This is a genomic window from Paracoccus aestuariivivens, from assembly GCF_009711225.1.
GTDB lineage: Bacteria > Pseudomonadota > Alphaproteobacteria > Rhodobacterales > Rhodobacteraceae > Paracoccus > Paracoccus aestuariivivens.
The window spans coordinates 1-22868 of the sequence record NZ_WMIE01000004.1; the positions used below are offsets into that span (position 1 = coordinate 1).

Sequence of the window (22868 nt, forward strand, 5' to 3'; positions counted from 1 at the left end):
TTGGACCGCCTCGCTTTTCTGATCCCGAACAGAAGCGAAAGCCCGCGAACGACCGAGAAACCACGGCGGTGCACTGCTCGATGCCGCTTGACCTAAGGACCTTGAATAGCGAAGGACCCATTGATTTTGGATTTACGGTGTGATTCAGGCTCTGCGAGGAGAGCCTTCTGATGATCAACCTTTTCTGGCTGACGGATGCGCAACAGGCGCGACTGTAGCCTTTCTTTCCAAAGTCGCACCGCAAGCACTGCGTCGACGACCGCAAAGTCCCGGTCTGGATTATATTGATTAATATCAATTACTTCCGCAGGAGCGGCGCGCCCAAGAAATACGGCCTAGCCAAGACACTCTATAACCGCTGGAAACGGCGGGATGAGATGAGGGTGTTTGCCCGAATAATGCTTGGTTTAGCAGATAACGCGGCCGATCCGACAACACTTATGATTGATGCAACTTACCTGAAAGCCCATAGGACAGCGACGAGCCTGTGGGTGCGTTCGGAGGATCAGAAAACAGTCCGGGGGATTGTTTCCCTAAGAATGGCGGACTGAACACGAAACTGCACACCTTCACAGACCAGGAGGGTAAGCCATTGCGCTTCGTTCTGAGTGTCAGACAGGTGAGTTATTACACCGGCGCGGCGGCGTGGCTTGGCTCATTTCCGGAAGCTGAGGTCCTGTTGGCCGACAGAGGCTACGACATCGACTGGTCCAGATACACCTTAATAACAAAGAGAATACGCGATACATCCCAAGGCGCAAATCACGAGAGACGACGCCGGTCATATTTGACAAACGCCGATATCGCCGGCGGAACCGCATCGAGATGATGTTCGGTTGCCTGACCGACTGGCACCGAGTGACCGCTGCTACGACAGAGGCCCAAAGATATTCCTCGCGACCATCACTCACTCGGCTATGGTCATGTTCTGGTTATGAGGCCTGATCTTAGCTTGCTGCCCTAATGGGGGCCGGTTTGGCCTCTCCAGTATACCGGAAACGGCGCGAGCAGTCGCGGTCGCGCGGATCAGGGCGCGGGATCGCCGACAGAAGCGCCTGCGTATAGGAATGGTCGGGCTCGTTGCAGACTTTTTCAGCCGAACCAACCTCGACCAGCTTGCCGCGATACATCACGCCGACGCGGTCGCACATATAGCGGATCACGCCGATATCGTGGCTGATAAAGATATATGCGAGGCCCAGATCGTCCTGCAGCCGCATCAGCAGATCCAGCACCTGCGACCGCACCGAGACATCCAGCGCCGAGGTCGCCTCATCCGCCACGATCACCCGCGGGTTCAGCGTGATCGCGCGGGCAATGCCGATGCGCTGGCGCTGCCCGCCCGAGAAAGCATGCGGATAACGCTCGCGCGTCGCGGGGTTTAGGCCCACCTGTTCCATCAGGTGGCTGACGCGGTCGTCCAACTCGCGGCCCTTGGCGATGCCATTGACCAAAAGCGGCTCGCCGATGATCTGCGCCACCGTCATGCGCGGATTGAGTGAGCCGAACGGGTCCTGAAATACCATGCGCAACTCGCGCCGCGCCGATTTCAGCGCCGCGCCTTCGAGCGTCACCAGATCGACCTGCGAGCCATCCGCGCGGCGATACAAAATCTGCCCGCCGGTTGGGTCGTAAAGCCGCATCACCGCGCGGCCCATCGTGGTCTTTCCCGAGCCGCTTTCGCCGACAATCCCCAAAGTTTCGCCCGGACGCAGGCTGATCGAGACATCGTCCAGCGCCCTGACCTCGCCGAAATTCATCGACAGGTTCCGAATATCAAGGATCGGGGCCGCGTCAGTCGCCAAAGGCGGGCGCGTGGCGCGGGCCTCAGCCCGACGCTCCAGTTTCAGGACCGAGCCGATCAGCATCTTGGTGTAATCGTCCTTGGGCGCGTGGAAGATCTGCTCGACCGGGCCATATTCCTTGACGACGCCGTTATGCATGACCAGCACCTCGTCAGCGATCTGCGCCACCACGCCCATGTCATGGGTGATGAACAAAACCGCCATGCCATGCGATTTCTGCAGCCGCGCGATCAGATCAAGGATCTCGGCCTGCGTCGTCACGTCCAAAGCGGTCGTTGGCTCATCCGCGATCAGAAGCTGCGGCTTGCAGGCCAAGGCCATGGCGATCATCGCGCGTTGCCGCATTCCGCCCGAATATTCAAAGGCATAGCGGTCGATGGCCTTTTCCGGGTTCGGGATCTCGACCTGTCGCAGCAGGTTGATTGCCTCGGCCCGCGCGGTCTTTTTGTCCAACCTCAGATGCAGCCGCAACGCCTCGATGATCTGGTCTCCCACCGTATGGACCGGGGAAAGTGAGGACATCGGCTCCTGAAAGATCATCGCAATCTCGGCCCCGCGCACGGAGCGGATCGCCTTTCCACGCGGGTCCAGCCGCGCAAGGTCCAGCGAAGTCCCATCCGCCCGGTTCAGGATGATCTGCCCCGAGGCGATCCGTCCGGGCTGATCCACGATCTGCAAAATCGAGCGCGCCGTGACCGATTTCCCCGAACCGCTTTCGCCCACCACGCACAGCGTTTTGCCCGGCGCGATGGAAAAGGACACCCCGTTCACCGCCGTAAACACGCCCGTGCGCAATGGGAATTCTGTGACCAGATCGCGGACTTCCAACAGAGGTTTCACGGCGTCTCTCACTTATTATAGGGATCGGCGGCGTCGCGCAGACCATCGCCCAAAAGGTTCAGCGCCATCACCGCCAGCACCACAGCGCCCCCCGGCAAGAACAGCCAAGGCGCGGTCGCGATGGAGCGGATATTCTGCGCCTCACGCAGCAGCACCCCCCAAGAGATCGTCGGCGGCTGCAGACCAAGGCCAAGGAAGGACAGCGAGGTCTCGGCCAAAATCATCGCCGGAACCGCCAAAGTAACCGAGGCGATAATGTGGCTCGCGAAGCTCGGTAGCATGTGACGGAAGATGATGCGGCGTTCCGGCACGCCGTCCAGCCGCGCGGCGGCGACGAATTCTTCCGAGCGCAGCGACAGGAAGCGCCCTCGCACCACTCGGGCAAGTTGCGCCCAACCGGTCAGGGACAGGATGATGGTGATCATCATATATTGAAGCGTCGCGGGCCAGTTCTGTGGCAGGGCGGCGGCAAGCGCCAGCCAGATCGGGATGGTCGGCAAGGCCAACACGAACTCGATCACGCGCTGGATCACAAAGTCGATCCGCCCGCCGTAATAGCCCGAGATACCGCCCAGCACGATGCCCAGAAACAGCGACAGCGAGACACCGACCAGCCCGATCGACAGCGAAACCTGTGCCCCTTGAACGACGCGAGAATACACGTCCCGCCCCAGCCGGTCCGCCCCGAACAGGTAAAGCGGCTGCTTCGGATCGCTCGAGGCCAACAGATGGATATCGGTGCGAAACAACCCCAGCACCGAATATTCATAGCCCCGACCAAAGAACCTGATTGGAACCTTCTTGGCGGGGTCTTCCTTAAAGATTGCCGCCAAAGTCTCGGGGTCGCGCGACAGCTTCATCGGGCGGAAATACAGCCCGAAATCCCAGCCCTCGGATCGGTCCACGAAATGCACCACCTGCGGCGGATGAAAGGTAGACCGCGCGTTCTGCTTGACTGGATCGTTGATCGCGAAAAAACCCGGCACCAGCGCCACGATGTAAAGTGCCAGCGTCACGAACAGCGCGATCATCGCCAGCTTGTGGCGGCGAAACGCCCACCAGATCAACTGCCATTGCGAGGCGACGGCGACGCGGTCGCGCGAAACCTCGGTGACTAGGGTTGCGTCACTCATCTGCCCTCACTCAAGCCGGATGCGGGGATCGACCAGCGCCAAAAGGATGTCGCTGATCAGCGATCCAATCAGCGTCAGCGCGCAGATCAGAAGGACGAATGCCCCCGCCAGATACATGTCCTGCGCCATCAGGGATTGCAGCAGCATCGGCGCGGCGGTCGGCAGGTTCAGCACAATTGCCACCACGACCGAGCCGGAAATCAGGTTCGGCAGCAACCACGCAATTGTCGAGATGAAGGGGTTCAGCGCGATCCGCATCGGATACTTCAACAGCAACCGTCGCTCGGACAACCCCTTCGCCCGCGCCGTCGTGACATAGGGTTTCGGCAGCTCATCCAGCATATTCGCGCGCATCACCCGGATCAGGCTGGCGGTCGAGGACACCGCCAGAATGATCACCGGCAGCCACAGATGCTGAAGCAGATCGACCATCTTGCCGATGCTCCACGCTGCATTCTCATATTCAGGGGAAAACAGCCCGTCAACCGACTGCCCGAACTCGACCGCCGCGATATACATCAGCACCAAGGCGAGCAGGAAAGACGGGATCGACAGACCCAGAAAGCTGAAAACGGTAAAGGCGTAATCGCCTATCGAATATTTACGCACCGCCGAATAGACCCCGATCGGCAGGGCGATGGCCCATGTCACGATCAAGCTTGCGACCGCCAGAACCAGCGTCAGCGCCATCCTTTCCCAGATCAGCCCCGAAACCGGCTGCTGCCATTCGAAGGACAGGCCGAAATCGCCTCGCGTGACGATGCCCCACACCCATTTCGCATATTGCACGATCATCGGCTGATCCAACCCGAAGCGCTCGCGCAGCTGCGCGGCGGCGTTCTGGTCCACGATCTCGTTCGAGGACGCCAAAGTCGCGACATAGGTCGTCACATAATCGCCCGGCGGCAGCTGGATCAGCACGAAGGCCAGAAAGCTCACCCCGAAAAGCGAGGGGATCATCCACAATACGCGCTTGGCGATGAAACGCAGCATCGGCACCTCAGGTGGCAAAGGGGGCCAGCGAACCGGCCCCCAAGGGATCAAGTAAAGTAGAATTGCTGCGGCATCGCCGGGCCGGGATTCGGCCATGACCAGCTGTCCGGCTGGGTCTCGGGGACGTTGTGCAGATTGTTGCGGATGATCCCGAAGCCGCCGACCGCCAGACAAACGCCGATGGTTTCAAAGGCATCGGCGGTCAGATCAAAGACCTGCTTCATGATCTCGCCGCGCTTGGCCAGATCCGCCGTGGCGCGGGCCTGATCGAACAGCGCAAACCGCTGCTTCTGGCTTTCCGGCGGCTCCTCGCCCGAGGCCCCGTTCGAGGTGTACCACATTGCCCAAGGGATCGCGTAGCGCGAGCCTTGCGGATGGAAGGCGAAATAATCACGCGGGTCGAGCATAGGGTCGAGGCCCCCCGGTCCAGGCCAGACCTGCGCGTCATGGGCGTTGTCATCGCCGCGCGTGTAATACAAAGCGCGCTCGATGGTGTTGACCTTGACGTCAAAGCCCAGCTCGGCCCAATGCGCCTTGACCAGTTCCAGCGTATCGACAAGGTCCGGATACAAAGTCGGGATCACGTCGATGGCAAAGAAGGTGGTGCCGCCATCGGGCCGCAGCCGCCAGCCATTGCCGTCGCGCTTGTGGTATCCCGCCTCGTCCAACAACGCGTTCGCCTTGTCAGGGTCGTATTCGGTGAATTGCTTCGACAGCCCTGCGTGATGCCACGGATGGCCGGGGCGGGGTCCGGTCTGGTAAGGCTCGCTCTGGCCGAAATAGACGATCTCGATGATCTCGTCGCGGTTCAGCCCAAGGGACAGCGCCTGACGCACTGCCTTATTGCCGAACATCTCGCGCATGCCCTTATCCTTATGGGTCATGTTCAGATAGATCTGGCATTGCTGCGCCGCCGAGGGCACCAGCTTCAGTAGGCGATAATCACCCTTCTGCGCGTTCTCGGACAAAGTCGGCTTGTTCGCGAGGATGTTGATATGGCGATCCTGAATGTCGATCTGCCCCGAGATCACGTTCAGCATCAGCGATTCCACATCCTGCGAGATGCCGAAATTCAGTTCATCGGCATAAGGAAGCTGGTTCCCTTCGGTATCGACCTGCCAGAAATAGGGGTTGCGGGTCATCACCACTCGGGTCGCGCCGCCGGTATAGGGCTCCTTCACTACCCACGGGTCCAAAGTCGGTTTCTCGGGATTGGCCCAGCGGCTCGGGATCTCGATATCGCCGCATTTGGCGCGGAAAAGCTCGGGCCATGTGCCAAGACCAGCCGCCTTGGCCTCGGCCTCAAGATCGCGGCCCGACGAGGGCAGGAACTGCCCGCAATAATGCTTGGCAAACAGCGTCGGATGCTGGCCAAGGGGTGTCGCGAGGTTTTCCAGAAACAGCGCATTTGGCGCGGCAAAGGTAAAGCGGACGGTCGTCTCATCGACCTTCTCGGCCACGACCGGCTTGCCCGCGACCTGCAATTGCGCCGGGGTGGCGCTATACAGATCCGTGTTCTTGACCACCTCCTCGATCGAGAACACCACGTCATCGGCGGTAAAGGGCTGACCGTCCGACCAGCGCATCCCCTGCCGCAGCTTGAAGGTGAATTGCGTGCCGTCCGGGCTGATTTCCCAGCTATCGGCGACATTGGGCAGCACTTCGGTGAAGTCCATGTTCCAGCGCACAAGGCCCTGATTGCCGACCAGCCGCAGGATGCCGTTATGGTCCGACGACCCCCGCAACCCGCGCCGGATCGAGCCGCCATAGGTCCCGACCTTTTCATGCGGTGTGACGACCAGCGGATTGACCGGAAGACGGTCATTCAGCGCGGGCAGACCGCCCGATTTGACCGCCTCGGCCAAAGATGGGGCTTCCTTGGCATTGGCGGCGAGCGCTTGCGGCGCAAAGGCGGCCAGCGCAAGCACGCTTCCCGACGCGGCCAGAAAGCCACGACGGCTCAGCCCGCCAAATGACGGATTGTGGTCCTGCATCCTCGTTCCCCTCCCTTGGGCAGTCCTGATTTCAGACCCGCCGTCGCAGCCAACCCCTCCCAAGGTCGTTTTCGCCACGCGGCGATTGCTACAACCGAATCGTTACCAGACAGCCCAAAAATTACAAGTATTGACAGATTGTGACAGCTTTCATAACGCTGATCCGATCTATCAAGTCATAAAAGAACCCGTTCGCAAAACACGATGCCTGCAGGGAATGACCCGATGACCGCGATGACGGGCCCTGACCATCGGCCCGAGGCGACCCGCTTCAGCGATATCATTTACGAGAAAATCGTCGGGATGATCGCGGATGGGCGGTTCCCCTTGAACGACCGTCTGCCCTCGGAACCGAATCTTGCGGTCATGCTTGGTGCGTCCCGTCCCGTGGTCCGCGAGGCGTTGGAGCGACTACGGCAGGACAACCTGATCGTTTCGCGCAAGGGTTCCGGTTCCTATGTCCGGCAACGGCCCGACAGCACCATGTTGCAGCAGGTTCCGGTCGGCTCATTGGCCGAAGTGCAGCGTTTTTTCGAGTTCCGCGCGGGGCTTGAGGGCGCAGCCGCCGAACTTGCCGCCCGCAACGCCACCGCACAGGACCGTCACCGCATCACCGAGGCTCTTGCGCGTCTTGAATCCGCCATGACCCGCGGCGATCTGGGGGCCGAAGAAGATCTGTCCCTGCATGATGCTATCGCCGAGGCCAGCGGAAATCCGTTTCACCTGCAGGTGCGCAATCTGTATCGTCCGCACCTGACCATCGGCCATTCCGTGACCCGCAGCCTGAGCCTGCGCCGGTCCCCGCCTCATGTCCGCGCCGTGCAGGACGAACATGCGGCGATTGTCGAGGCCATTCTGGCGCGGGATGAGTTGGCGGCGGGATCGGCGATGCGCGTCCACATCCTGAATGCCCGTAATCGCATGTTCAGTGGCGTCGACGATTGAAATGTCCCGCCTGTTTTGACGATATGGCGACGGCTTCACCGCCGGCCTGCAAAAGTTAAGGAACGATATGATCAACCCCGCCCGCTTCCGGCCAGAGACCCGCCAGCTTATCGACGTTCCGTTGGGGGTCGGGGAATCTCCGGTCTGGGATGACCGCGAGCAAGTCCTTTGGTTCGTTGATACACTCGGGCCTGCAGTATTCCGGCGCCACGAAGACGGCAGGCTGGACCGTTTCGATATGCCTGCCGCCGCAGGCAGTCTTGGGCTGTGCGAAAATGGACAGATTGTGGTCGGATTGCAGAACGGCGTCCATTTGATGGATCCGCGCGACGGCAGTCTGGCCCTGCTATGCAATCCGGACGGCGGTCGCGAGAACAGCCGCCTGAATGACGGCAAGATCGGCCCCGATGGCTGCTATTGGGTCGGCACCCGCGACGAGGCTGAGCCGCAGACCGGCAATGCCCGTCTGTACCGCGTGGCGCCCGACGGCAGTTTCACGCAAATCCTTGACGGGCTTCTGACCTCGAACGGTCTGGCATGGAGCCCGGACGGCCGCCGTATGTATCACTCCGACAGCAGCGGGCTTTTCGTCCAGGTCTTCGATTTCGACCCAGCGAAGGGCTTGATCGGCCCCGCTACGCGCCTGCATGACAACGCCCCCGACGAGGGCCGCCCCGACGGAGCCGCCATGGATGCCGAAGGTTGCTATTGGAGCGCAGGTGTCCGCTCGGGGCGGCTGAACCGCATGAATGCGGATGGCGAAATCTTCGAGATTTGGGACATGCCGCATAAAGGGTGCAGTATGCCCTGCTTTGGGGGGCCGGATTTGCGCAAGCTTTACGTCACTTGCCTGCAGATGCCGCGTCAGGATGGCAGTTATGAAGCGGGAACCCTGCTTGCCTTTGACGCACCAGTTGCTGGAGCCCCTGTCGCGCGATTCAAGCTGTAGCGCAACGATGACCTGACAATACCGGAACCAAGGAACGGATATGAGCAGTCCGCTAAACGGATAACCTGCTCAGTTCGGCCGCTGCCATTTCCGCAACTTTCGCGTTGATCGGTGCGGACATGCCTTCTTCAAGAAACCAGACGGCCGACAATCCGCACCACGCCAATATCCACTGCAACATGCGCTTGCGAGCAACTCCGGACATGCCTGTTACGATGTCCAACCGTCGCAGGAACAGACGCTGGTCAACTGCGACAGGTCGGGCTGGCCGGGCAAGGTCAGGGTTCAGGAAAATATTGGCGTAATCGAAGGCACGTTCTCCCCACAAACCTTTGGGGTCGATCGCCAGCCAACCGCGATCGCCAAAGTCCAGCACATTTCCGTGGTGGATATCGCCATGTAAAACAACAATGTCCTGCGGACCGACTAGTAGGTGACGCGCGGCATCCGCGCTGTCCCCAAGCATTCCGCCGCGGGATTTTGCGACCGGCCACAGATCCTGAAACCAGCGATCCAGCGACACCAGACCGTCGGGCGGCGCGGCCTTGCGGGCATGTAGCAACGCGACTGTGTCGCATATGATGCGGCAGGCATCGTCATCCTTTCCGGATCGCGCCATGGCCGAAAGCGATGTGCTGCATTCGGCCCGCTCGATCAACAGGGCTGGCCCCTTTCGGGCCAGAACCTTGGCCGCACCATTGCCGTTCCACCACGCCAAGGCTGCGCCTCCGCGACCTTCTTCAGCGGTGAGGGCAAGTTTCAACATGCATCGTACGTCGTTCTGGCGCACGGGCAGCAGGTGCGCGCTTGGCGACGTGATCGCATCACCATCAGGGATCAGGTGCCAGCGCTGCAAATAGGGATCGAACATGGCCCCATTGTAGCAAGAGATCAGCAGGGCTACACTGATTTCGCGGCGACATGACGCGATACCTCACGAAAGCACAGCGGCCCGCCGCCTTTCGAAAGGAAAACGTGATGGCTAAGAATACGATCTGCCTGTGGTTCGACAACGACGCCGAGGCTGCGGCCCGATTTTACGCCGAGACCTTTCCCGATAGCGCCGTTTCGGGGGTGCATCGCGCGCCAAGCGACTATCCCGGGGGCAAGAAAGGCGATGTGTTGACGGTGGATTTCACCGTCGCAGGCATCCCCTGCCTTGGCCTGAACGGCGGTCCGGTTTTCAAGCATAACGAGGCTTTTTCGTTCCAGATTTCGACCGAGGATCAGGCTGAAACGGATCGTTACTGGAATGCGATTGTCGGCCATGGCGGTCGGGAAAGCGAATGCGGTTGGTGCAAGGACAAATGGGGGATTTCGTGGCAGATCACCCCGCGTGTCCTGACCGAGGCATTGGCAAAAGGCGGTGCCGAGGCCAAGCGCGCTTTCGAGGCAATGATGGATATGAAAAAAATCGACGTCGCTGCCATTGAGGAAGCGCGACGCGGCTGAGCGGTTCGCACGACCTCAGGTCGGGCAGGACAGATCGGGCTCGGATTTCGACTTGCGGGCAAGGAAGTTGACAAAGGCCTTTACCCGCAGCGCGATCAAGCGATTGTCAGGATAGACGGCATGCAAGGGGACAACTCCGGCGCGCCAATCCGTCAGAACGCCCTCTAGTCGACCGGAGCGAAGCGCGTCTCCGACCACAAAGGCGGGAAGTTGGCAAATCCCGCCGTCATTCAGGGCGGCGACCATCAGCGCGGTGCCGTCGTTCAACTCCAGCCGCGGCAGGATCGGCACGGCCACGAGCTCGGGGCCTTGGGTCATGGTCCAGACCCGCCCACGCCTCAGCGGCGTGAAATGCAGCAGATCGTGGCCGACAAGATCGTTCGGCGTCAGGGGGCGACCGCGACGCGCCAGATATCCGGCACTCGCGCAGGTCAGTAATGCCGAGCCGCCCAACGCGCGGGTGATCAGGTTCGGACCGACGGCGATGGTGCCCCGAATGGCAAGGTCAAAACGGCCTTCGATCAGGTTGCGTTCGTCGTTCGACAGGTCCAGCTCGATCCGCATGCCGGGATGCAGCGCCAGAAACTGGGAAATCCACGGGACAAGAAAGCGATGGCAGAAATCCGGCGGTGCGGTCAGCCGCAACCGGCCTTCGGGCGCAGTATGCTCGGCCTTTGCCGCGCGTTCGGCCAGATCCACACGCTGACCCAGATCGGAAAGTTGCTCGCGGTAGACCTGTCCTGCGGGCGTGAGGCGCACGATTCTGGTCGAGCGATGCAGAAGACGAACACCCAGTCTTCGTTCCAGATCAGACACCTGCGCGCTGACTGTCGCACGGGACAGGCCCAGCCCTTCGGCAGCAAGGGTGAAGCTTTCCTGCTCGGCCACGGCCAGAAACGCGGCAATGCCGTAAAGGGGATCTACCGTCTTCATTAGGCCAACCATCAAGACAGTGTCGCGGGATCGGGCCGCTTTATCGACCAGCATCGCCAAGCTTATAGCGGCTTCACCTGAAAACAATCGTCTTGATGGAGAGACAAATGACCAGCTTTGACCAAGCCGCCTATTCTCCTACGGGGGCCGGAACAATGGCGATGGGTTTTGGCCCGCACCAGATCCGGATTCCGGCCACCCAGACCGGCGGACGACTGGGGGTGTTCGAATCCGAGCTTGCGCCCGGCGAGGGGCCGCCGATGCATGTCCATGACCGCGAGGACGAGTTCTTCCGCGTTCTCGAAGGCCGTTTCGCCTTTTGGTGCAATGGCGTACGCGTCGATCTTGACGCAGGCGGCCTGATCGTTGTGCCACGCGGATCGGTCCACCGCTTCATGAATATCGGTGAGACATCCGGTAGGGTCATGATCGTGGTCACCCCCGGCGGGTTTGAGGGATTCTTTGGCTCGGTCGAGGCGGAAAATCCGTCCACCCCGCAAGAGATCGACAGCCTCGCCGCGCGCTACCATCTACGCTTTACCCCTGCGCTGGCTGCCGCGATGGCGTGACTCCTGAACAGTCGCCCGCGCAGGACGCGCACTTCCCGTCAGGTGATCTGGCCAAGGAAATTCTGCAGCCGCTCGTTTCGGGGATTATCGAAGAACTCGGCAGGGGCGTTTTCCTCGACGATGACGCCCTTGTCCATGAAGATCACGCGGTCGGCGACGGCACGAGCAAAATCCATCTCGTGGGTGACACAAATCATAGTCATCCCCTCGCGGGCGAGGTCGATCATGGTGTCGAGCACCTCTTTGACCATCTCGGGGTCTAGCGCCGAGGTCGGCTCGTCAAACAGCATGATGCGCGGCTTCATGCACAAGGCCCGTGCGATGGCGACGCGCTGCTGCTGTCCGCCCGATAGTTGGGCGGGGTATTTCTCGGCCTGTTCAGGAATGCGGACGCGCTCAAGGAATTTCCGCGCCGTCGCTTCAGCTTCGGCCCGTGGAGTTTTGCGGGTCTTCATCGGGGCAAGGACACAGTTCTCCAGCACGGTCAGATGCGGGAACAGATTGAAGCTTTGAAAGACCATGCCGACATCCTGACGGACCTTGGCAACGTTGTCTCCGCCGGCGGTCAGTTCGACGCCGTCAACCGTGATGGTGCCGGACTGGATGGTTTCCAACTGGTTGATCGTGCGGATCAGCGTCGATTTTCCGGACCCCGACGGCCCGCAAATGACGATGCGCTCGCCGCGTGCCACGGTCAGGTTGATGTCCACCAGCGCGTGGAAGGCGCTGTAGAACTTGTTGACGCCGCGCATGATAATCGCGTGTTCAGACATGGTCCGGCTCCGGCAGGCTGGGCGCCCGACCATTTCGATCGGGCGGCAGGAGATCACTCGGCGGTTTTGACGAATTCGGGCAGCGGGCCGCCCAGCCATTTTTCATGGGTCTTGTCCAGCATGCCATCAGTTCTGGCCTGCGCGACAAAGGCGTTGATCTTTTCAAGCAGCGCGTCAGAACCCGGCGCGACCGCGATGCCCTGCACTTGGCTGGACAGATCGAACTTCTTGTCGAAACGATCGCCGGAAGCGGCATTGACCTGCGACATGACCACGTTCGAGGCCCCGATCAGTTTCACTTGTCCCGACATCAGCGCTTGAACCGCGCTGGCATCATCGTCGAAGCGGCGGATGTCGGCGTCAGTCGGCGCGACCTTGGTCACTCCGGTGTCTTGCGTCGAGGCGCGGGTGACCGCGATGCTTTGCCCCGAAAGCCCGGCCGCATCCGCAATCGCGGTCCCTTTGTCCCCATAAACCGCAATGCTGATACCGGCATAGGGCTTGGAGAAGTTCACTTTCTCGGCGCGTTCCTTGGTGATCCCCAGCGAGGCGACCAGAACGTCGACCTGCCCCGAAAGCAGATAGGGAATGCGGTTCGGGCCGGTCACCGGCACGATCTCGGCCTTGACGCCCAGAAACTCGCCAAGGGCTTTCGCGACATCGGCGTCATAGCCATCGGGCTTGCCTGCGACGTCCAGAATGCCGAAAGGCGGAAAGTCGACCAGCATACCGATCTTGACTGTACCGGCCGATTCAATCGCGGCCAGATCAGTGGCGAGCGTCGGTCCAGCGAGGCCTACGGCAAGTGCGCTGGCCGCAAGGGTCGCGAAAAGACGACGGTTCAGTTTCATGTTTTCCTCCTCCGTTGTTTGTCAGCGCGTGATTGCCCGGCGCATTCGGGTTTCCATGCGTCTGGCCAAGAGCGACAGCGGCCAGCACAGGATGAAATACAGGATCGCGACCGTGCCAAAAACCAGAAACGGCTTGAAGGTCGCATTGTTGACGATCTGTCCCGCACGCGTCAGTTCGGTGAAGCCAATGATCGACGCCAAAGACGTGCCCTTGATCAACTGGACCAGAAACCCGACCGTCGGCGCTGTCGCGATCCGCATCGCTTGTGGCAGAATGACATGCCGCATCCGGTCGGCATAGCTCAGGGACAACGCCGTTGCGGCCTCGGTCTGGCCCGAAGGCACGGATTCGATCGAGCCACGCCATATTTCGCCAAGATAGGCGCTGGCATGCAAGGTCAGAGCGACAGCGGCAGCGAGTAGCGGGTTGATCGGCAGGCCGACGACTGCCAGCCCGAAATAGACCAGAAACAGTTGCATCAGCAGCGGCGTGCCCTGAAACACCTGAATGAATCCGGCGGCACATCGGCGCAGGACGGTGATGTGCGAGGTCCGTGCCAAGGCAATCGTCAATCCGCCAAGCGCACCTCCGGCGAATGCGATGGCCGACAGGATCAGCGTCCAGCGCACGGCCATGACGATGAACCACACATCTGCGGATGAGAAAACCCGGATCATCCTAGCGGCTCGCCGGATACGAGAACACGGCGCGGCGTATCATCGCGAACACCGCCGAGAAACCCGCTGCAAGCAGAAAATACATCACCGTCAGCACCAGATAGACCTCGAAACTGGCGAAAGTCTTGGCGTTCAGATCCGCGCCCGCCGAGGCGAGGTCATTGGCCGAAATCACCGAGACGACGCTGGAGGTCAGCATGAGGTAGATGAACTGGCTGGTCAGGGCGGGGTAGATGTTGCGCAATGCCGGTTTCAACACGACATGGCGCAGAATCTGCAAAGGACTTAACGCCAGCGCCCTGCCGGCCTCGATCTGGCCTTGCGGGATGGACTCGATTCCGGCGCGGATGATCTCGGTGCCGTAAGCACCTACATTGATCACCAATGCGACCAATGCCGCAGTATTCGGTGACATCGAGATCCCGACCGCAGGCAAGCCGAAGAAGATGAAGAAAATCTGGATCAGGAAAGGGGTATTCCGGATCACCTCGACATAGATATCGACCAACCAGCGTAACAGACGGATGCCCGATGTCTTGGCGACCGCACCCGCCACAGAAACGATCAGCCCCAGAACCATCGCCATCAGCGACAGCCGCACAGTCAACCATGCCCCGTGCAGAAGAAGGTCGATATTTTCTAGTACCGGCTGGAAGTTGAAGTGATACATCTGCCCTCCCCTGCGGATGTCGCTCCTTCCTATTTAGAACGATCTAAGTCGCGATCTGAAATAAAGTCAATTAATTTGGACGCCGCTGCTTTCGCGTATTTTAAGCGCCGGAACCAGAATGCTGCGCTGGACCGGGACATCGGGATGGGCAAGGCGGCGGGCCAATAGCCCAGCCGCCGAGGCTCCGATCTGGTCAGGCCACATCGCTACGCTGGTTAAAGGCGGAAAGGTCAGTTGCGCCAAGGGCAGATCGTCCAGTCCGATCACAGCGATATCCTGACCCGGAACGCGCCCCGCGCGCCGCAGTCCTGCCATCAATCCGGCGGCAAGCACATCGTTGAAGCACAGAACTGCAGTAGGTCTGCTGGCGAGCTGCAACACCTTTTCAGCCGATTGAAAGGCCCCCTCCCAACTCAATTCGGCCTCGACGATCCCCCCGTCTTCGGCATCGGTCTGAGCCAAGGCGCGGGTAAAGCCCAGAAGACGCTCCTTGCGGGCTGAGGTGCGGGCAGTCACCGAAAGAAAGGCAACGCGGCGATGCCCCAATGCCACCAGATGTCTGACGGCAAGTCCCACGCCCTCGGCATAGTCGCCACCGGCGAAATCCGTCGCGTTCTCGCCTATCTCGCGAAGGGACTGGACGACGGGCAGATCCCAATGGTGCAACCGGTCGAGAAGCCCCGGGTCGGTGCCTTGGGCGGGACACAGGATGACCCCATCGACACCGTGGCCGCGAAAGCGGTGCAGGATCTCATCCTGCCGGAGTGGGTCGTCATGGCTATTGGCGAGCAATACGACACGATCCCCCTCGCCCATCACCTGCTCGACGCCCGAGAGAAACTCGGTAAAAAACGAGTTCACGAGGTTCGGTACCACCACTCCGATCGTGCGGCTGCTTTTGCTTCGCATTCGCGCTGCGCCTAGATCATGCACGTAGTCCAGATCGGCCATCACGCGTTCGACCTTCAGGCGGGTCTTTTCTGCAACCAGCGGCGACTTGCGCACGACCAGAGAGACGGTCGCGCGGGAAACACCCGCACCTTGGGCGACATCCTCGAGCGTGACCTTGCTGCGCATGCCGTTTCCCCCGACGTCATATCTCCAAAATACCGAAGATGACTTTTTTTGATAGGGTCGATCCCAGCAAGAGCGCACATCATTTCAATCAACTGCACAACATCGGGGCAAGTCTTGCCCCGATGTATTGTTGTTCACCCTGAGGGCGAAAAACTCCCGTCCTGGAACCGCTGGAACGGACGATCCGCACTTATCCGTGACCAAAGACCGACAAGATGTGGAATGGAAATCGACGGTCGCAGCTTGTAACCGAGCATTTCCGACCATGAGGCAGACACGTTTCGTTACAAATTTGGCGGCTTTGGAAATCATTGCTCACCACCAGACCAACACGCGAAACGTGGGCTTCCTATGTCGGTCACAACGGACATTCGAAGTGAGATGAGGAAAGGAACGATGCGCAGATCCGTAATCGCCGGACTGGTCGTGATGGCCTTGGCAATCATAGGGCTTGGCCTGCGGCACAGTGGTTTCGCCACCGGCAATGCGTCAACGCCCACCTATCTGACCGCACCTGTCACTCGCGGAGACGTCGAACTGACCGTCATGGCCGAAGGTCAGCTGAAACCAGAACATCTGGTGGCGGTCGGGGCGCAGGTCTCGGGGCGGATCACCTCGCTTGCGGTGAAACTGGGCCAGACCGTGAAAAAGGGCGATCTGATCGCCGAAATCGACTCGGTCACGCAGGAAAACGCCTTGCGGACCTCGAAAGCGTCGCTGGCGAATTACGAAGCGCAACGGGCCGAACGGCAGGCGGTTCTGGCACTGGCGGAAAAAACGATGGCCCGCCAACAGCTTCTGGTCAAAAATAAAACCATTTCCCGCAGCGACTATGACAGTGCCCAAGAGGAAGTCGCGGTCGCCAATGCCCAGATCGAGGCGCTGGATGCCCAGATCGCGGGTGCGCAAGTCGCCATCGAGACAGCCGAGGCCAATCTGGCCTATACCCGCATCACCGCCCCCAGCGACGGCACGGTTCTGGCCATCGTCAATCAGGCCGGACAGACCGTCAACGCGGTGCAATCCTCGCCGACAATCGTGGTGCTGGGGCAACTGGACCGGATGGGCGTCCATGCGCAGATATCCGAGGCCGATATCGCCAAGGTCGCGGCGGGCCAGAAGGTCCGCTTCCATCTGCTAGGCGACGGCAGCCGCATTTACGAATCCTTCCTGCAGGAAATTGCCCCCGCGCCCCAAAGCATCGTCAATGACAGCGCGATCGACCCCGACAGCACCTCGGACAGCACCAGCGAGGCGGTTTATTACATCGGCCTGATCCCCGTTGAAAACGCCGACGGTCATCTGCGCACCTATATGACGGCGCAGGTCAGCATCGTGCTGGGGGCAGCCGACCAGGTATTGACCATCCCGACGGCCGCATTGGGAACGCAGGGTCAGGACGGGTCGTATTCCGTTCGGGTACTGCAAGGCGACGGAACGTCCGTAACCCGTCAAGTGCAGATCGGCTTGAACGACAAGGTTGTGGCCGAAGTCCTGACCGGCCTTGCCGAAGGCGATCAGGTCATTACCGGCGAGGCTACGAACTCCACATCCAAATCCGGTCAAAACGGCGGCATGATGGGCCCGCCGCCGATGGGAGGTTAACCGATGAATCCGCTTATCACCCTGACCGGCATCACCCGCAGCTACCCCTCGGGCGAGGGAAGGTTGCAGGTCTTGCATGGCATCGACCTGTCCATCGCACAGGGCGAATTCGTCGCGATCATCGGCGCATCCGGCTCGGGAAAATCGACGCTGATGAATATCCTCGGCTGTCTGGATCGTCCCAGCGAAGGAAGCTATCTGCTGGACGGGCGCGAGGTTTCGGAACTGGAAAGCGGCGATCTGGCCGCCTTGCGCCGCGAGTTCTTCGGCTTCGTCTTCCAGCGCTATCACCTGCTGTCCGAAATGACCGCATTGGGAAACGTCGAGGTTCCCGCGGTTTATCGGGGTGTTCCCGCAGCCGCTCGGCGTGAGAAGGCTGCGGCACTTCTGGGCCGGTTGGGAATGGGAGAGCGTCTGGACCACCAACCCGGCAAACTCTCGGGCGGCCAGCAGCAACGGGTCTCGATCGCCCGTGCGCTGGTGAACGATGCGCGCGTCATCCTTGCCGATGAGCCGACCGGAGCCCTCGATAGCCGCAGCGGCGAAGAAGTCCTAACCATCCTGGAGGAACTGAACGCCGAGGGGCACACCGTCATCATCGTGACCCATGACCCCAAGGTTGCGGCGCGGGCCAATCGGGTGATTGAGATCGCCGATGGCAGGATCGTCTCGGATCAAGCGAAAGCCGAAGCCACGCGCGCCCCAATTCCCCATTCCGTCGCAAGCACCGGCGCGCCGGGGCTGGGAAGGTTGAGCGAGGCCTTGCGCATGGCACTACTGGCAATGCGGGCGCATAAATTGCGCAGCTTCCTGACGATGCTGGGGATCATCATCGGCATTGCCTCGGTCGTGTCGGTCGTCGCCTTGGGTGAGGGTTCACGCCAACAGGTTCTCAAGAACATATCTGGTCTTGGAACCAACACGCTGCAGATTTTTCCCGGCCAAAGCTTCGGCGACATGCGTTCGGGGCGGGTGACGACGCTGGTGCTAGAGGACGGAACCCAGCTTGCACGACAAACCTATGTCGCGTCCGTCAGCCCGACGGTTAGCAGCAGCCAGACCCTGCGCTATGGCGCGACCGAGGCCAGCGCCCAGATCAGCGGCGTCGGCGACCGCTATTTCGACGTGGCCGGTATCACTTTGACAGACGGGCGCGCCTTTGACGCCACCGACGTCGCCGGAATGAGCCAGGACGTCGTCATTGACGAGAACACCCATCAGGCACTGTTTCCGGACGAAGATCCGTTGGGCAAGATCTTCATGGCGGGCAAAGTGCCGTTGCGGGTGATCGGCGTCGCAGCCGCCCAAAGTCGCGGTCCGGGCGGCAGCACCAGCCTGACGGTCTATGCCCCTTATAGCACGGTGCAGACGCGCTATCTGGGTTCGACCAGTGTCAGCGGGCTTACGCTGCGCGTAGCCGATGACGTCGATATGTCGCTGGCGCAGCAGGCGGTCACCGATTTCCTGACCCAACGCCATGGCAGCAAGGATTTCTTCATCATCAACAATGACGAGATCCGTTCGACCATCACCAGCACCACCCAGACGATGACGATCCTGATTGCCGCCATCGCGGTGATCTCGCTGCTGGTCGGCGGAATCGGCGTGATGAACATCATGCTTGTTTCGGTCACGGAAAGGATCGGCGAAATCGGCTTGCGCATGGCGGTCGGAGCCCGGCGCTCGGACATTCGCGCGCAATTCCTGATCGAAGCCGTTCTGGTCTGTCTGATCGGAGGCGTCGCGGGCGTGCTGACAGCATTGGGCTTTGGGCAATTGTTCGCGCTGGTTGGCAGCAGTTTCCAGCCGATCTATTCGTCGACCTCGATTGCAGCGGCGATGCTCAGTTCTTGCAGCATCGGCTTGGTGTTCGGCTATCTGCCGGCGGTCAATGCCTCGCGGCTTGATCCGGTCGCGGCGCTCTCGGCCTGATCGGGACAGAAAAAGGGCGGCCGGAGATCCGATCGCCCTTTCTTGTGGAGAAAACCTCAGTTCATCCGGCGCGGTGCTGGTCCGAGGATCTCGACGATGCGTCCGTCCTTCTTGTTCACCAGGACCAGTTTGTCACGGACCACGCGGTACTCCTTGCCGTGCGGGGCATCGCCGATCCGGCTGTGCTGTCCGGGCTTATAGAGCTTGCCGTCGCGCCCGCTATCGCCAACCCTCAGCTGGTGCTGATCGCCATGTGGCGGAACCCGACGCGCCTGTTCGTGATGCCCGCGCTCGTCGGGCTTCGGACCGCGACGGGCCTCGTGCTGGTCGCCTGCCTCTGGTGGCGGGCCGCGACGCGCGTCATCCCGCCCTTCCTCGCGGGTGGGGCGTTTTTTGCCCTGTTCGCCATGGGGCGGCTTCGGGCATTTCTTGTGGTCCTTTTGGTCCGGCTGACATGCCGGTGGGGCGCCATCTGGCCGAGCCTCGGCCTGTGCGATCTGGGCGGCACCCATCGTTGTCACCGCGATTGCGGTCATCATCAGAAATCGACGCATCATTTCTGTCCTTGTATTTCTGCTCGTTCTCCGCGCCTGTCTGCGCGGTCGGGTCAGCACTAGGGACCGTCGATGTCGGGCTTAGGTCCGGCAGGTGACGAAACATCTCTGGCGGGGATGGATTTGTAACCGCGTGTTTCCAAGAAGGTCGCAGCAAAATATCGTCACAAATTTGGACAGCGCATTGCGGCGAATACGGCTAGAACAGGTGGCACAGTCCAAGGTGATGACGATGAAGCATATCCTGATCGTCGATGACGACCCCGAGATCCGCAACCTTTTACGCCGCTATCTCGAGGGGCAGGGTTTTCGTGTCTCGGTCGCTGCCGACCGCCGCGAATGCGAAGCCCGCGTGGCGGATTCTCGGCCCGACCTGATCGTGCTGGATGTCATGCTGCCGGATGGCTCGGGGCTTGATATCTGCCGCAGTCTGCACGAGCATCGTCCCGACCTTCGGATCATCCTGCTGACCGCGCTCAAGGAGGATGTCGACCGCATCGTCGGGTTGGAACTGGGCGCGGATGACTATCTGGGCAAACCCTTCAACCCGCGCGAACTGGTCGCCCGTATCAAGGCCGTGTTACGGCGCAGCGGTCCGGACGACGCCCCTGCCCCCGATACGCGAACCTATGTCTTTTCGGGCTTCAAGGTTGATCCGGGCCAGCGCCGCGTTCTGGCTGCCGATGGCCATGAGGTTGACCTGACCGGGGCCGAATTCGACCTGCTGCACGTCTTTCTTGAACGGCCCGGGCGGTTGCTGTCGCGAGACCAGTTGCTGGACCTGACGCAAGGCCGTGACCGTGATCCGTTGGACCGCTCGATCGACGTGCTGATGAGCCGGTTGCGTCGGAAACTGGCGGAAAAGGAAGCTGGCGCGATCTTTCGGACGGTGCGCAATGGCGGCTATCAGTTGTCGGTACCCGTGACGGCGGGAACGGGAACCTCCGACGCATGAATTCGCTTCGCACCCGCATTGCCGCCTTGCTGATCGCCGCCATCGTCGCGGTGGTGGTTCTGGCCACCTTCACCGCGACAAGGGTGATGCAACCACCTTCTCCGCAAGCCACAATGGAGCCGGTAGCGTGGCAGATCCATCTGACAATGACGCTGCTTGGCCATGGCGCGGGGCCTTCGCCAGATTTGCGATCCGCGCCCGCAGAGGGACTGGCCGACACGCGGATGACCGATTTTCTGCGCCATGCGCTGGCCCGGACCGGCGAGCCACTTGAGGCAATCGTGACGCATGAAACCGGAGTCGCAGCCCTGACCGCGTCGATTCCGGTCGCCGATCAGGGGTGGCTGATCCTACCTATTCCCGATCTTTCTCCGCCGCCTGGCCAATGGAAGGTGCTGGCTGTCTGGCTGTCGCTGATGGGATTGGGCAGCGCAGCAATCGCGATCCATGCCGCGCAAAGACTGACCCGCCCCCTCCAACTTATCGAAGATGCGGTCGACAAGATCGGACCGGACGGCAAGATGGCCCCGCTTCCCGAAACAGGTCCGGCCGAGGTCAGGGCCGCCGCCCGTGCCCTGAACCGGCTGTCGGGTCAGCTTGGCCGCGCGATGGAAAGCCGGATGAGATTGGTGGCAGCCGCTGGCCATGATCTGCGCACGCCGATGACGCGGATGCGTTTGCGCGCCGAGTTCATTGCGGACGACGAGGAGCGCGAAAAATGGCTATCGGACCTGCAAGAGCTTGACATGATTGCCGACAGCGCCATCCGCTTGGTGCGCGAGGAGGTCGGTCCGGATGGTCTCCAACCGCTGCGGCTGGATCGACTTCTGACCGAGATTGCCGACGAATTGCGGGCGCTGGGACAAAAGGTCGATCTGAGTCCCCTGCCTGTCGCCACGATCATGGCCGGACCGATTGCGATCAAGCGCGCATTGCGTAACCTGATCTCGAATGCCGCGACCCATGGCAAGGGGGCGGAGGTTTCGCTGGCCGCCAAAGGAAAAAACGCGGTCATCCGGATCCTCGACAGTGGCCCGGGTGTACCCGAAGAGCTGCTGTCACAGGTGTTCGAGCCGTTTTTCCGTGTTGATCAGGCCCGCCGGAAATCCGTCCCCGGCGCGGGGCTTGGACTGGCCATCGCGCGCGAGATCATCGAACGGCATCAGGGCAGTATCACCATCCGCAACCACGTTCCGCACGGGCTGGAGCAGGTTTGTACCCTGCCCTTGCCCGCGCTTCGCGGCTAGATCAGATCGTACTTTACAAGAATGGCCCGGATGCTTTCGTCTTGTGCGGGATCGGGCAGCAAGGCGGGTTGGCGGCTGGCGCCGACCGAACTGTCCATTAGAAACAGCGCGCGTTTGACCAAGGCAGGCGGATACCCCAATCCGTAAAGATCCTTGCGGAAATCCCCGAAAATCCTCTGTTGGTTGGCCGCCTCGGCCTGATCTCCGGCGTTGAAGGCGCGGATGATGCCTGCAAGCACCTCGGGCATGACATTCCCCAAACCCGAGATACACCCCGCCGCGCCGTTTTGCAGTGACCAATGCACCAGATGATCCGGACCGGAATAGACCGCAAATCCGTCGACCGCACGGCCGACAGCCAGATAGGCCTCTAGCGTGTCCTGCGCCCCGCCCGAGTCCTTGATGCCCGCGATATTGCTATGTGCGGCCAGCAGACGCGCGGTTTCGGGTTCGATATGGTTCTGGGTGCGGGCCGGAATGTCGTAAAGATAGACCGGCGTTTCAACCGCATCCGCAACCGACGAGAAGTGCCGCACCATCCCGTCTTGGGTACATGCGATGAAAAAAGGCGTGATCACGGCGATGCCATCGACGCCAATCCGGTCGAATTCGCGCGCGAGTTTGATTGTCTCGAAGGTCGCGGGCATTCCGGCATTGACGATGACCCGCGCGCGGCCTGCGACCTCGTCAACGACCGCATCGGTCAGGGCGACTTTTTCTTCGAATGTGAGTGCCGTGAAATCCCCGTTGGTTCCGGCGCACATGATGTTGTTGCCCGCTTCGACCTGACGGCGCACCTGAGCGCGGGTTGCGTCGAAATTGATCGTCTCGTCGTCGTTGAAACAGGTGACAAGCGCGACAAAGGCTTCCTTGGACATGCGGGGCTCCGGGAAAAAAGGCGCGGCGGATTGGC

The 22868-nt window shown here is 60.9% G+C and carries 21 protein-coding genes and 1 pseudogene; 9 read left to right on the plus strand and 13 right to left on the minus strand.

The annotated features are described in order from the left end of the window. The first annotated feature begins 170 nt into the window (after positions 1-170). Positions 171-938, plus strand: a pseudogene (locus tag GL286_RS08910) (IS5 family transposase). Between the two features lie 9 nt (positions 939-947). Here GL286_RS08910 and GL286_RS08915 read toward each other — a convergent pair. Genes GL286_RS08915 through GL286_RS08930 form a run of 4 tightly spaced genes read right to left on the minus strand, consistent with a single transcriptional unit; the run spans position 948 to position 6765 of the window. Beyond that, on the minus strand, positions 948-2645 hold the full coding sequence (locus tag GL286_RS08915; RefSeq protein ID WP_343038857.1) for an ABC transporter ATP-binding protein: 1698 nt from the start codon (positions 2643-2645) through the stop codon (positions 948-950). Between the two features lie 8 nt (positions 2646-2653). Beyond that, positions 2654-3778: an ABC transporter permease gene (locus GL286_RS08920; RefSeq protein ID WP_155095214.1), complete on the minus strand. Its 1125-nt coding sequence runs from the start codon at positions 3776-3778 to the stop codon at positions 2654-2656. Between the two features lie 6 nt (positions 3779-3784). Further along, positions 3785-4771, minus strand: a complete 987-nt coding sequence (locus GL286_RS08925) for an ABC transporter permease (protein ID WP_155095215.1) — start codon at positions 4769-4771, stop codon at positions 3785-3787. A 47-nt stretch (positions 4772-4818) separates the two neighbouring features. Beyond that, positions 4819-6765: an ABC transporter substrate-binding protein gene (locus tag GL286_RS08930; protein ID WP_155095216.1), complete on the minus strand. Its 1947-nt coding sequence runs from the start codon at positions 6763-6765 to the stop codon at positions 4819-4821. 225 nt (positions 6766-6990) lie between these two features. On the opposite strand from GL286_RS08930, the gene GL286_RS08935 reads away from it, so the two are divergent. Beyond that, positions 6991-7710 (plus strand): FadR/GntR family transcriptional regulator, encoded by a 720-nt coding sequence (locus GL286_RS08935; RefSeq protein WP_155095217.1) that lies wholly within the window; start codon positions 6991-6993, stop codon positions 7708-7710. A 67-nt stretch (positions 7711-7777) separates the two neighbouring features. Beyond that, positions 7778-8659: an SMP-30/gluconolactonase/LRE family protein gene (locus GL286_RS08940; RefSeq protein ID WP_155095218.1), complete on the plus strand. Its 882-nt coding sequence runs from the start codon at positions 7778-7780 to the stop codon at positions 8657-8659. 52 nt (positions 8660-8711) lie between these two features. Here the strand turns inward: GL286_RS08940 and GL286_RS08945 are convergent, their stop codons facing one another. Then, complete coding sequence (locus GL286_RS08945) at positions 8712-9530, minus strand: aminoglycoside phosphotransferase family protein (RefSeq protein ID WP_155095219.1); 819 nt, start codon at positions 9528-9530, stop codon at positions 8712-8714. A gap of 107 nt (positions 9531-9637) precedes the next feature. On the opposite strand from GL286_RS08945, the gene GL286_RS08950 reads away from it, so the two are divergent. After that, positions 9638-10111 carry a VOC family protein gene (locus tag GL286_RS08950; RefSeq protein ID WP_155095220.1) on the plus strand — a complete coding sequence of 158 codons (474 nt, stop codon included), beginning with the start codon at positions 9638-9640 and terminating at the stop codon, positions 10109-10111. A 15-nt stretch (positions 10112-10126) separates the two neighbouring features. Here the strand turns inward: GL286_RS08950 and GL286_RS08955 are convergent, their stop codons facing one another. Then, positions 10127-11044, minus strand: a complete 918-nt coding sequence (locus tag GL286_RS08955) for a LysR family transcriptional regulator (RefSeq protein WP_155095221.1) — start codon at positions 11042-11044, stop codon at positions 10127-10129. Between the two features lie 107 nt (positions 11045-11151). Here GL286_RS08955 and GL286_RS08960 point away from each other — a divergent pair, with 107 nt between their 5' ends. Then, positions 11152-11613: a cupin domain-containing protein gene (locus GL286_RS08960; protein ID WP_155095222.1), complete on the plus strand. Its 462-nt coding sequence runs from the start codon at positions 11152-11154 to the stop codon at positions 11611-11613. A gap of 38 nt (positions 11614-11651) precedes the next feature. On the opposite strand, the gene GL286_RS08965 is transcribed toward GL286_RS08960, so the two are convergent. The 5 genes from GL286_RS08965 to GL286_RS08985 all read right to left on the minus strand — a co-directional run bounded on the left by GL286_RS08965 (position 11652) and on the right by GL286_RS08985 (position 15662). Next, on the minus strand, positions 11652-12386 hold the full coding sequence (locus GL286_RS08965; protein WP_155095223.1) for an amino acid ABC transporter ATP-binding protein: 735 nt from the start codon (positions 12384-12386) through the stop codon (positions 11652-11654). 53 nt (positions 12387-12439) lie between these two features. Beyond that, complete coding sequence (locus GL286_RS08970) at positions 12440-13237, minus strand: transporter substrate-binding domain-containing protein (RefSeq protein WP_155095224.1); 798 nt, start codon at positions 13235-13237, stop codon at positions 12440-12442. A gap of 21 nt (positions 13238-13258) precedes the next feature. Then, a complete protein-coding gene (locus GL286_RS08975; protein WP_155095225.1) occupies positions 13259-13915 on the minus strand; it encodes an amino acid ABC transporter permease in 657 nt (218 codons plus the stop codon). Between the two features lies 1 nt (position 13916). Next, positions 13917-14585 (minus strand): amino acid ABC transporter permease, encoded by a 669-nt coding sequence (locus tag GL286_RS08980; RefSeq protein ID WP_155095226.1) that lies wholly within the window; start codon positions 14583-14585, stop codon positions 13917-13919. 66 nt (positions 14586-14651) lie between these two features. Then, positions 14652-15662 carry a LacI family DNA-binding transcriptional regulator gene (locus GL286_RS08985; RefSeq protein ID WP_155095227.1) on the minus strand — a complete coding sequence of 337 codons (1011 nt, stop codon included), beginning with the start codon at positions 15660-15662 and terminating at the stop codon, positions 14652-14654. 396 nt (positions 15663-16058) lie between these two features. Between GL286_RS08985 and GL286_RS08990 the strand changes: the two genes are divergently transcribed. Both GL286_RS08990 and GL286_RS08995 read left to right on the plus strand, forming a co-directional pair. Further along, entirely contained in the window at positions 16059-17267 is a 1209-nt protein-coding gene (locus GL286_RS08990; RefSeq protein ID WP_155095228.1) for an efflux RND transporter periplasmic adaptor subunit, read from the plus strand. A gap of 3 nt (positions 17268-17270) precedes the next feature. Continuing rightward, a complete protein-coding gene (locus GL286_RS08995) occupies positions 17271-19199 on the plus strand; it encodes a MacB family efflux pump subunit (RefSeq protein ID WP_155095229.1) in 1929 nt (642 codons plus the stop codon). A 56-nt stretch (positions 19200-19255) separates the two neighbouring features. Here the strand turns inward: GL286_RS08995 and GL286_RS09000 are convergent, their stop codons facing one another. Then, positions 19256-19753 carry a hypothetical protein gene (locus GL286_RS09000; RefSeq protein ID WP_155095230.1) on the minus strand — a complete coding sequence of 166 codons (498 nt, stop codon included), beginning with the start codon at positions 19751-19753 and terminating at the stop codon, positions 19256-19258. A 232-nt stretch (positions 19754-19985) separates the two neighbouring features. Between GL286_RS09000 and GL286_RS09005 the strand changes: the two genes are divergently transcribed. Continuing rightward, entirely contained in the window at positions 19986-20708 is a 723-nt protein-coding gene (locus GL286_RS09005) for a response regulator (protein WP_155095231.1), read from the plus strand. Beyond that, entirely contained in the window at positions 20705-21955 is a 1251-nt protein-coding gene (locus GL286_RS09010; protein ID WP_155095232.1) for an ATP-binding protein, read from the plus strand. The genes GL286_RS09005 and GL286_RS09010 overlap by 4 nt, the downstream gene beginning before the upstream one ends. On the opposite strand, the gene GL286_RS09015 is transcribed toward GL286_RS09010, so the two are convergent. Beyond that, positions 21952-22833 carry a dihydrodipicolinate synthase family protein gene (locus tag GL286_RS09015; protein ID WP_155095233.1) on the minus strand — a complete coding sequence of 294 codons (882 nt, stop codon included), beginning with the start codon at positions 22831-22833 and terminating at the stop codon, positions 21952-21954. The two genes, GL286_RS09010 and GL286_RS09015, sit on opposite strands and share 4 nt — an antisense overlap. Positions 22834-22868 lie beyond the last annotated feature (35 nt).

Bases quoted from the DNA above. Each gene is read 5' to 3' on its own strand.
- GL286_RS08920 (WP_155095214.1), bottom strand. From the start codon at position 3,778: ATGAGTGACGCAACCCTAGTCACCGAGGTTTCGCGCGACCGCGTCGCC.
- GL286_RS08925 (WP_155095215.1), bottom strand. From the start codon at position 4,771: ATGCTGCGTTTCATCGCCAAGCGCGTATTGTGGATGATCCCCTCGCTT.
- GL286_RS08930 (WP_155095216.1), bottom strand. From the start codon at position 6,765: ATGCAGGACCACAATCCGTCATTTGGCGGGCTGAGCCGTCGTGGCTTT.
- GL286_RS08935 (WP_155095217.1), top strand. From the start codon at position 6,991: ATGACCGCGATGACGGGCCCTGACCATCGGCCCGAGGCGACCCGCTTC.
- GL286_RS08940 (WP_155095218.1), top strand. From the start codon at position 7,778: ATGATCAACCCCGCCCGCTTCCGGCCAGAGACCCGCCAGCTTATCGAC.
- GL286_RS08945 (WP_155095219.1), bottom strand. From the start codon at position 9,530: ATGTTCGATCCCTATTTGCAGCGCTGGCACCTGATCCCTGATGGTGAT.
- GL286_RS08950 (WP_155095220.1), top strand. From the start codon at position 9,638: ATGGCTAAGAATACGATCTGCCTGTGGTTCGACAACGACGCCGAGGCT.
- GL286_RS08955 (WP_155095221.1), bottom strand. From the start codon at position 11,044: ATGAAGACGGTAGATCCCCTTTACGGCATTGCCGCGTTTCTGGCCGTG.
- GL286_RS08960 (WP_155095222.1), top strand. From the start codon at position 11,152: ATGACCAGCTTTGACCAAGCCGCCTATTCTCCTACGGGGGCCGGAACA.
- GL286_RS08965 (WP_155095223.1), bottom strand. From the start codon at position 12,386: ATGTCTGAACACGCGATTATCATGCGCGGCGTCAACAAGTTCTACAGC.
- GL286_RS08970 (WP_155095224.1), bottom strand. From the start codon at position 13,237: ATGAAACTGAACCGTCGTCTTTTCGCGACCCTTGCGGCCAGCGCACTT.
- GL286_RS08975 (WP_155095225.1), bottom strand. From the start codon at position 13,915: ATGATCCGGGTTTTCTCATCCGCAGATGTGTGGTTCATCGTCATGGCC.
- GL286_RS08980 (WP_155095226.1), bottom strand. From the start codon at position 14,585: ATGTATCACTTCAACTTCCAGCCGGTACTAGAAAATATCGACCTTCTT.
- GL286_RS08985 (WP_155095227.1), bottom strand. From the start codon at position 15,662: ATGCGCAGCAAGGTCACGCTCGAGGATGTCGCCCAAGGTGCGGGTGTT.
- GL286_RS08990 (WP_155095228.1), top strand. From the start codon at position 16,059: ATGCGCAGATCCGTAATCGCCGGACTGGTCGTGATGGCCTTGGCAATC.
- GL286_RS08995 (WP_155095229.1), top strand. From the start codon at position 17,271: ATGAATCCGCTTATCACCCTGACCGGCATCACCCGCAGCTACCCCTCG.
- GL286_RS09000 (WP_155095230.1), bottom strand. From the start codon at position 19,753: ATGCGTCGATTTCTGATGATGACCGCAATCGCGGTGACAACGATGGGT.
- GL286_RS09005 (WP_155095231.1), top strand. From the start codon at position 19,986: ATGAAGCATATCCTGATCGTCGATGACGACCCCGAGATCCGCAACCTT.
- GL286_RS09010 (WP_155095232.1), top strand. From the start codon at position 20,705: ATGAATTCGCTTCGCACCCGCATTGCCGCCTTGCTGATCGCCGCCATC.
- GL286_RS09015 (WP_155095233.1), bottom strand. From the start codon at position 22,833: ATGTCCAAGGAAGCCTTTGTCGCGCTTGTCACCTGTTTCAACGACGAC.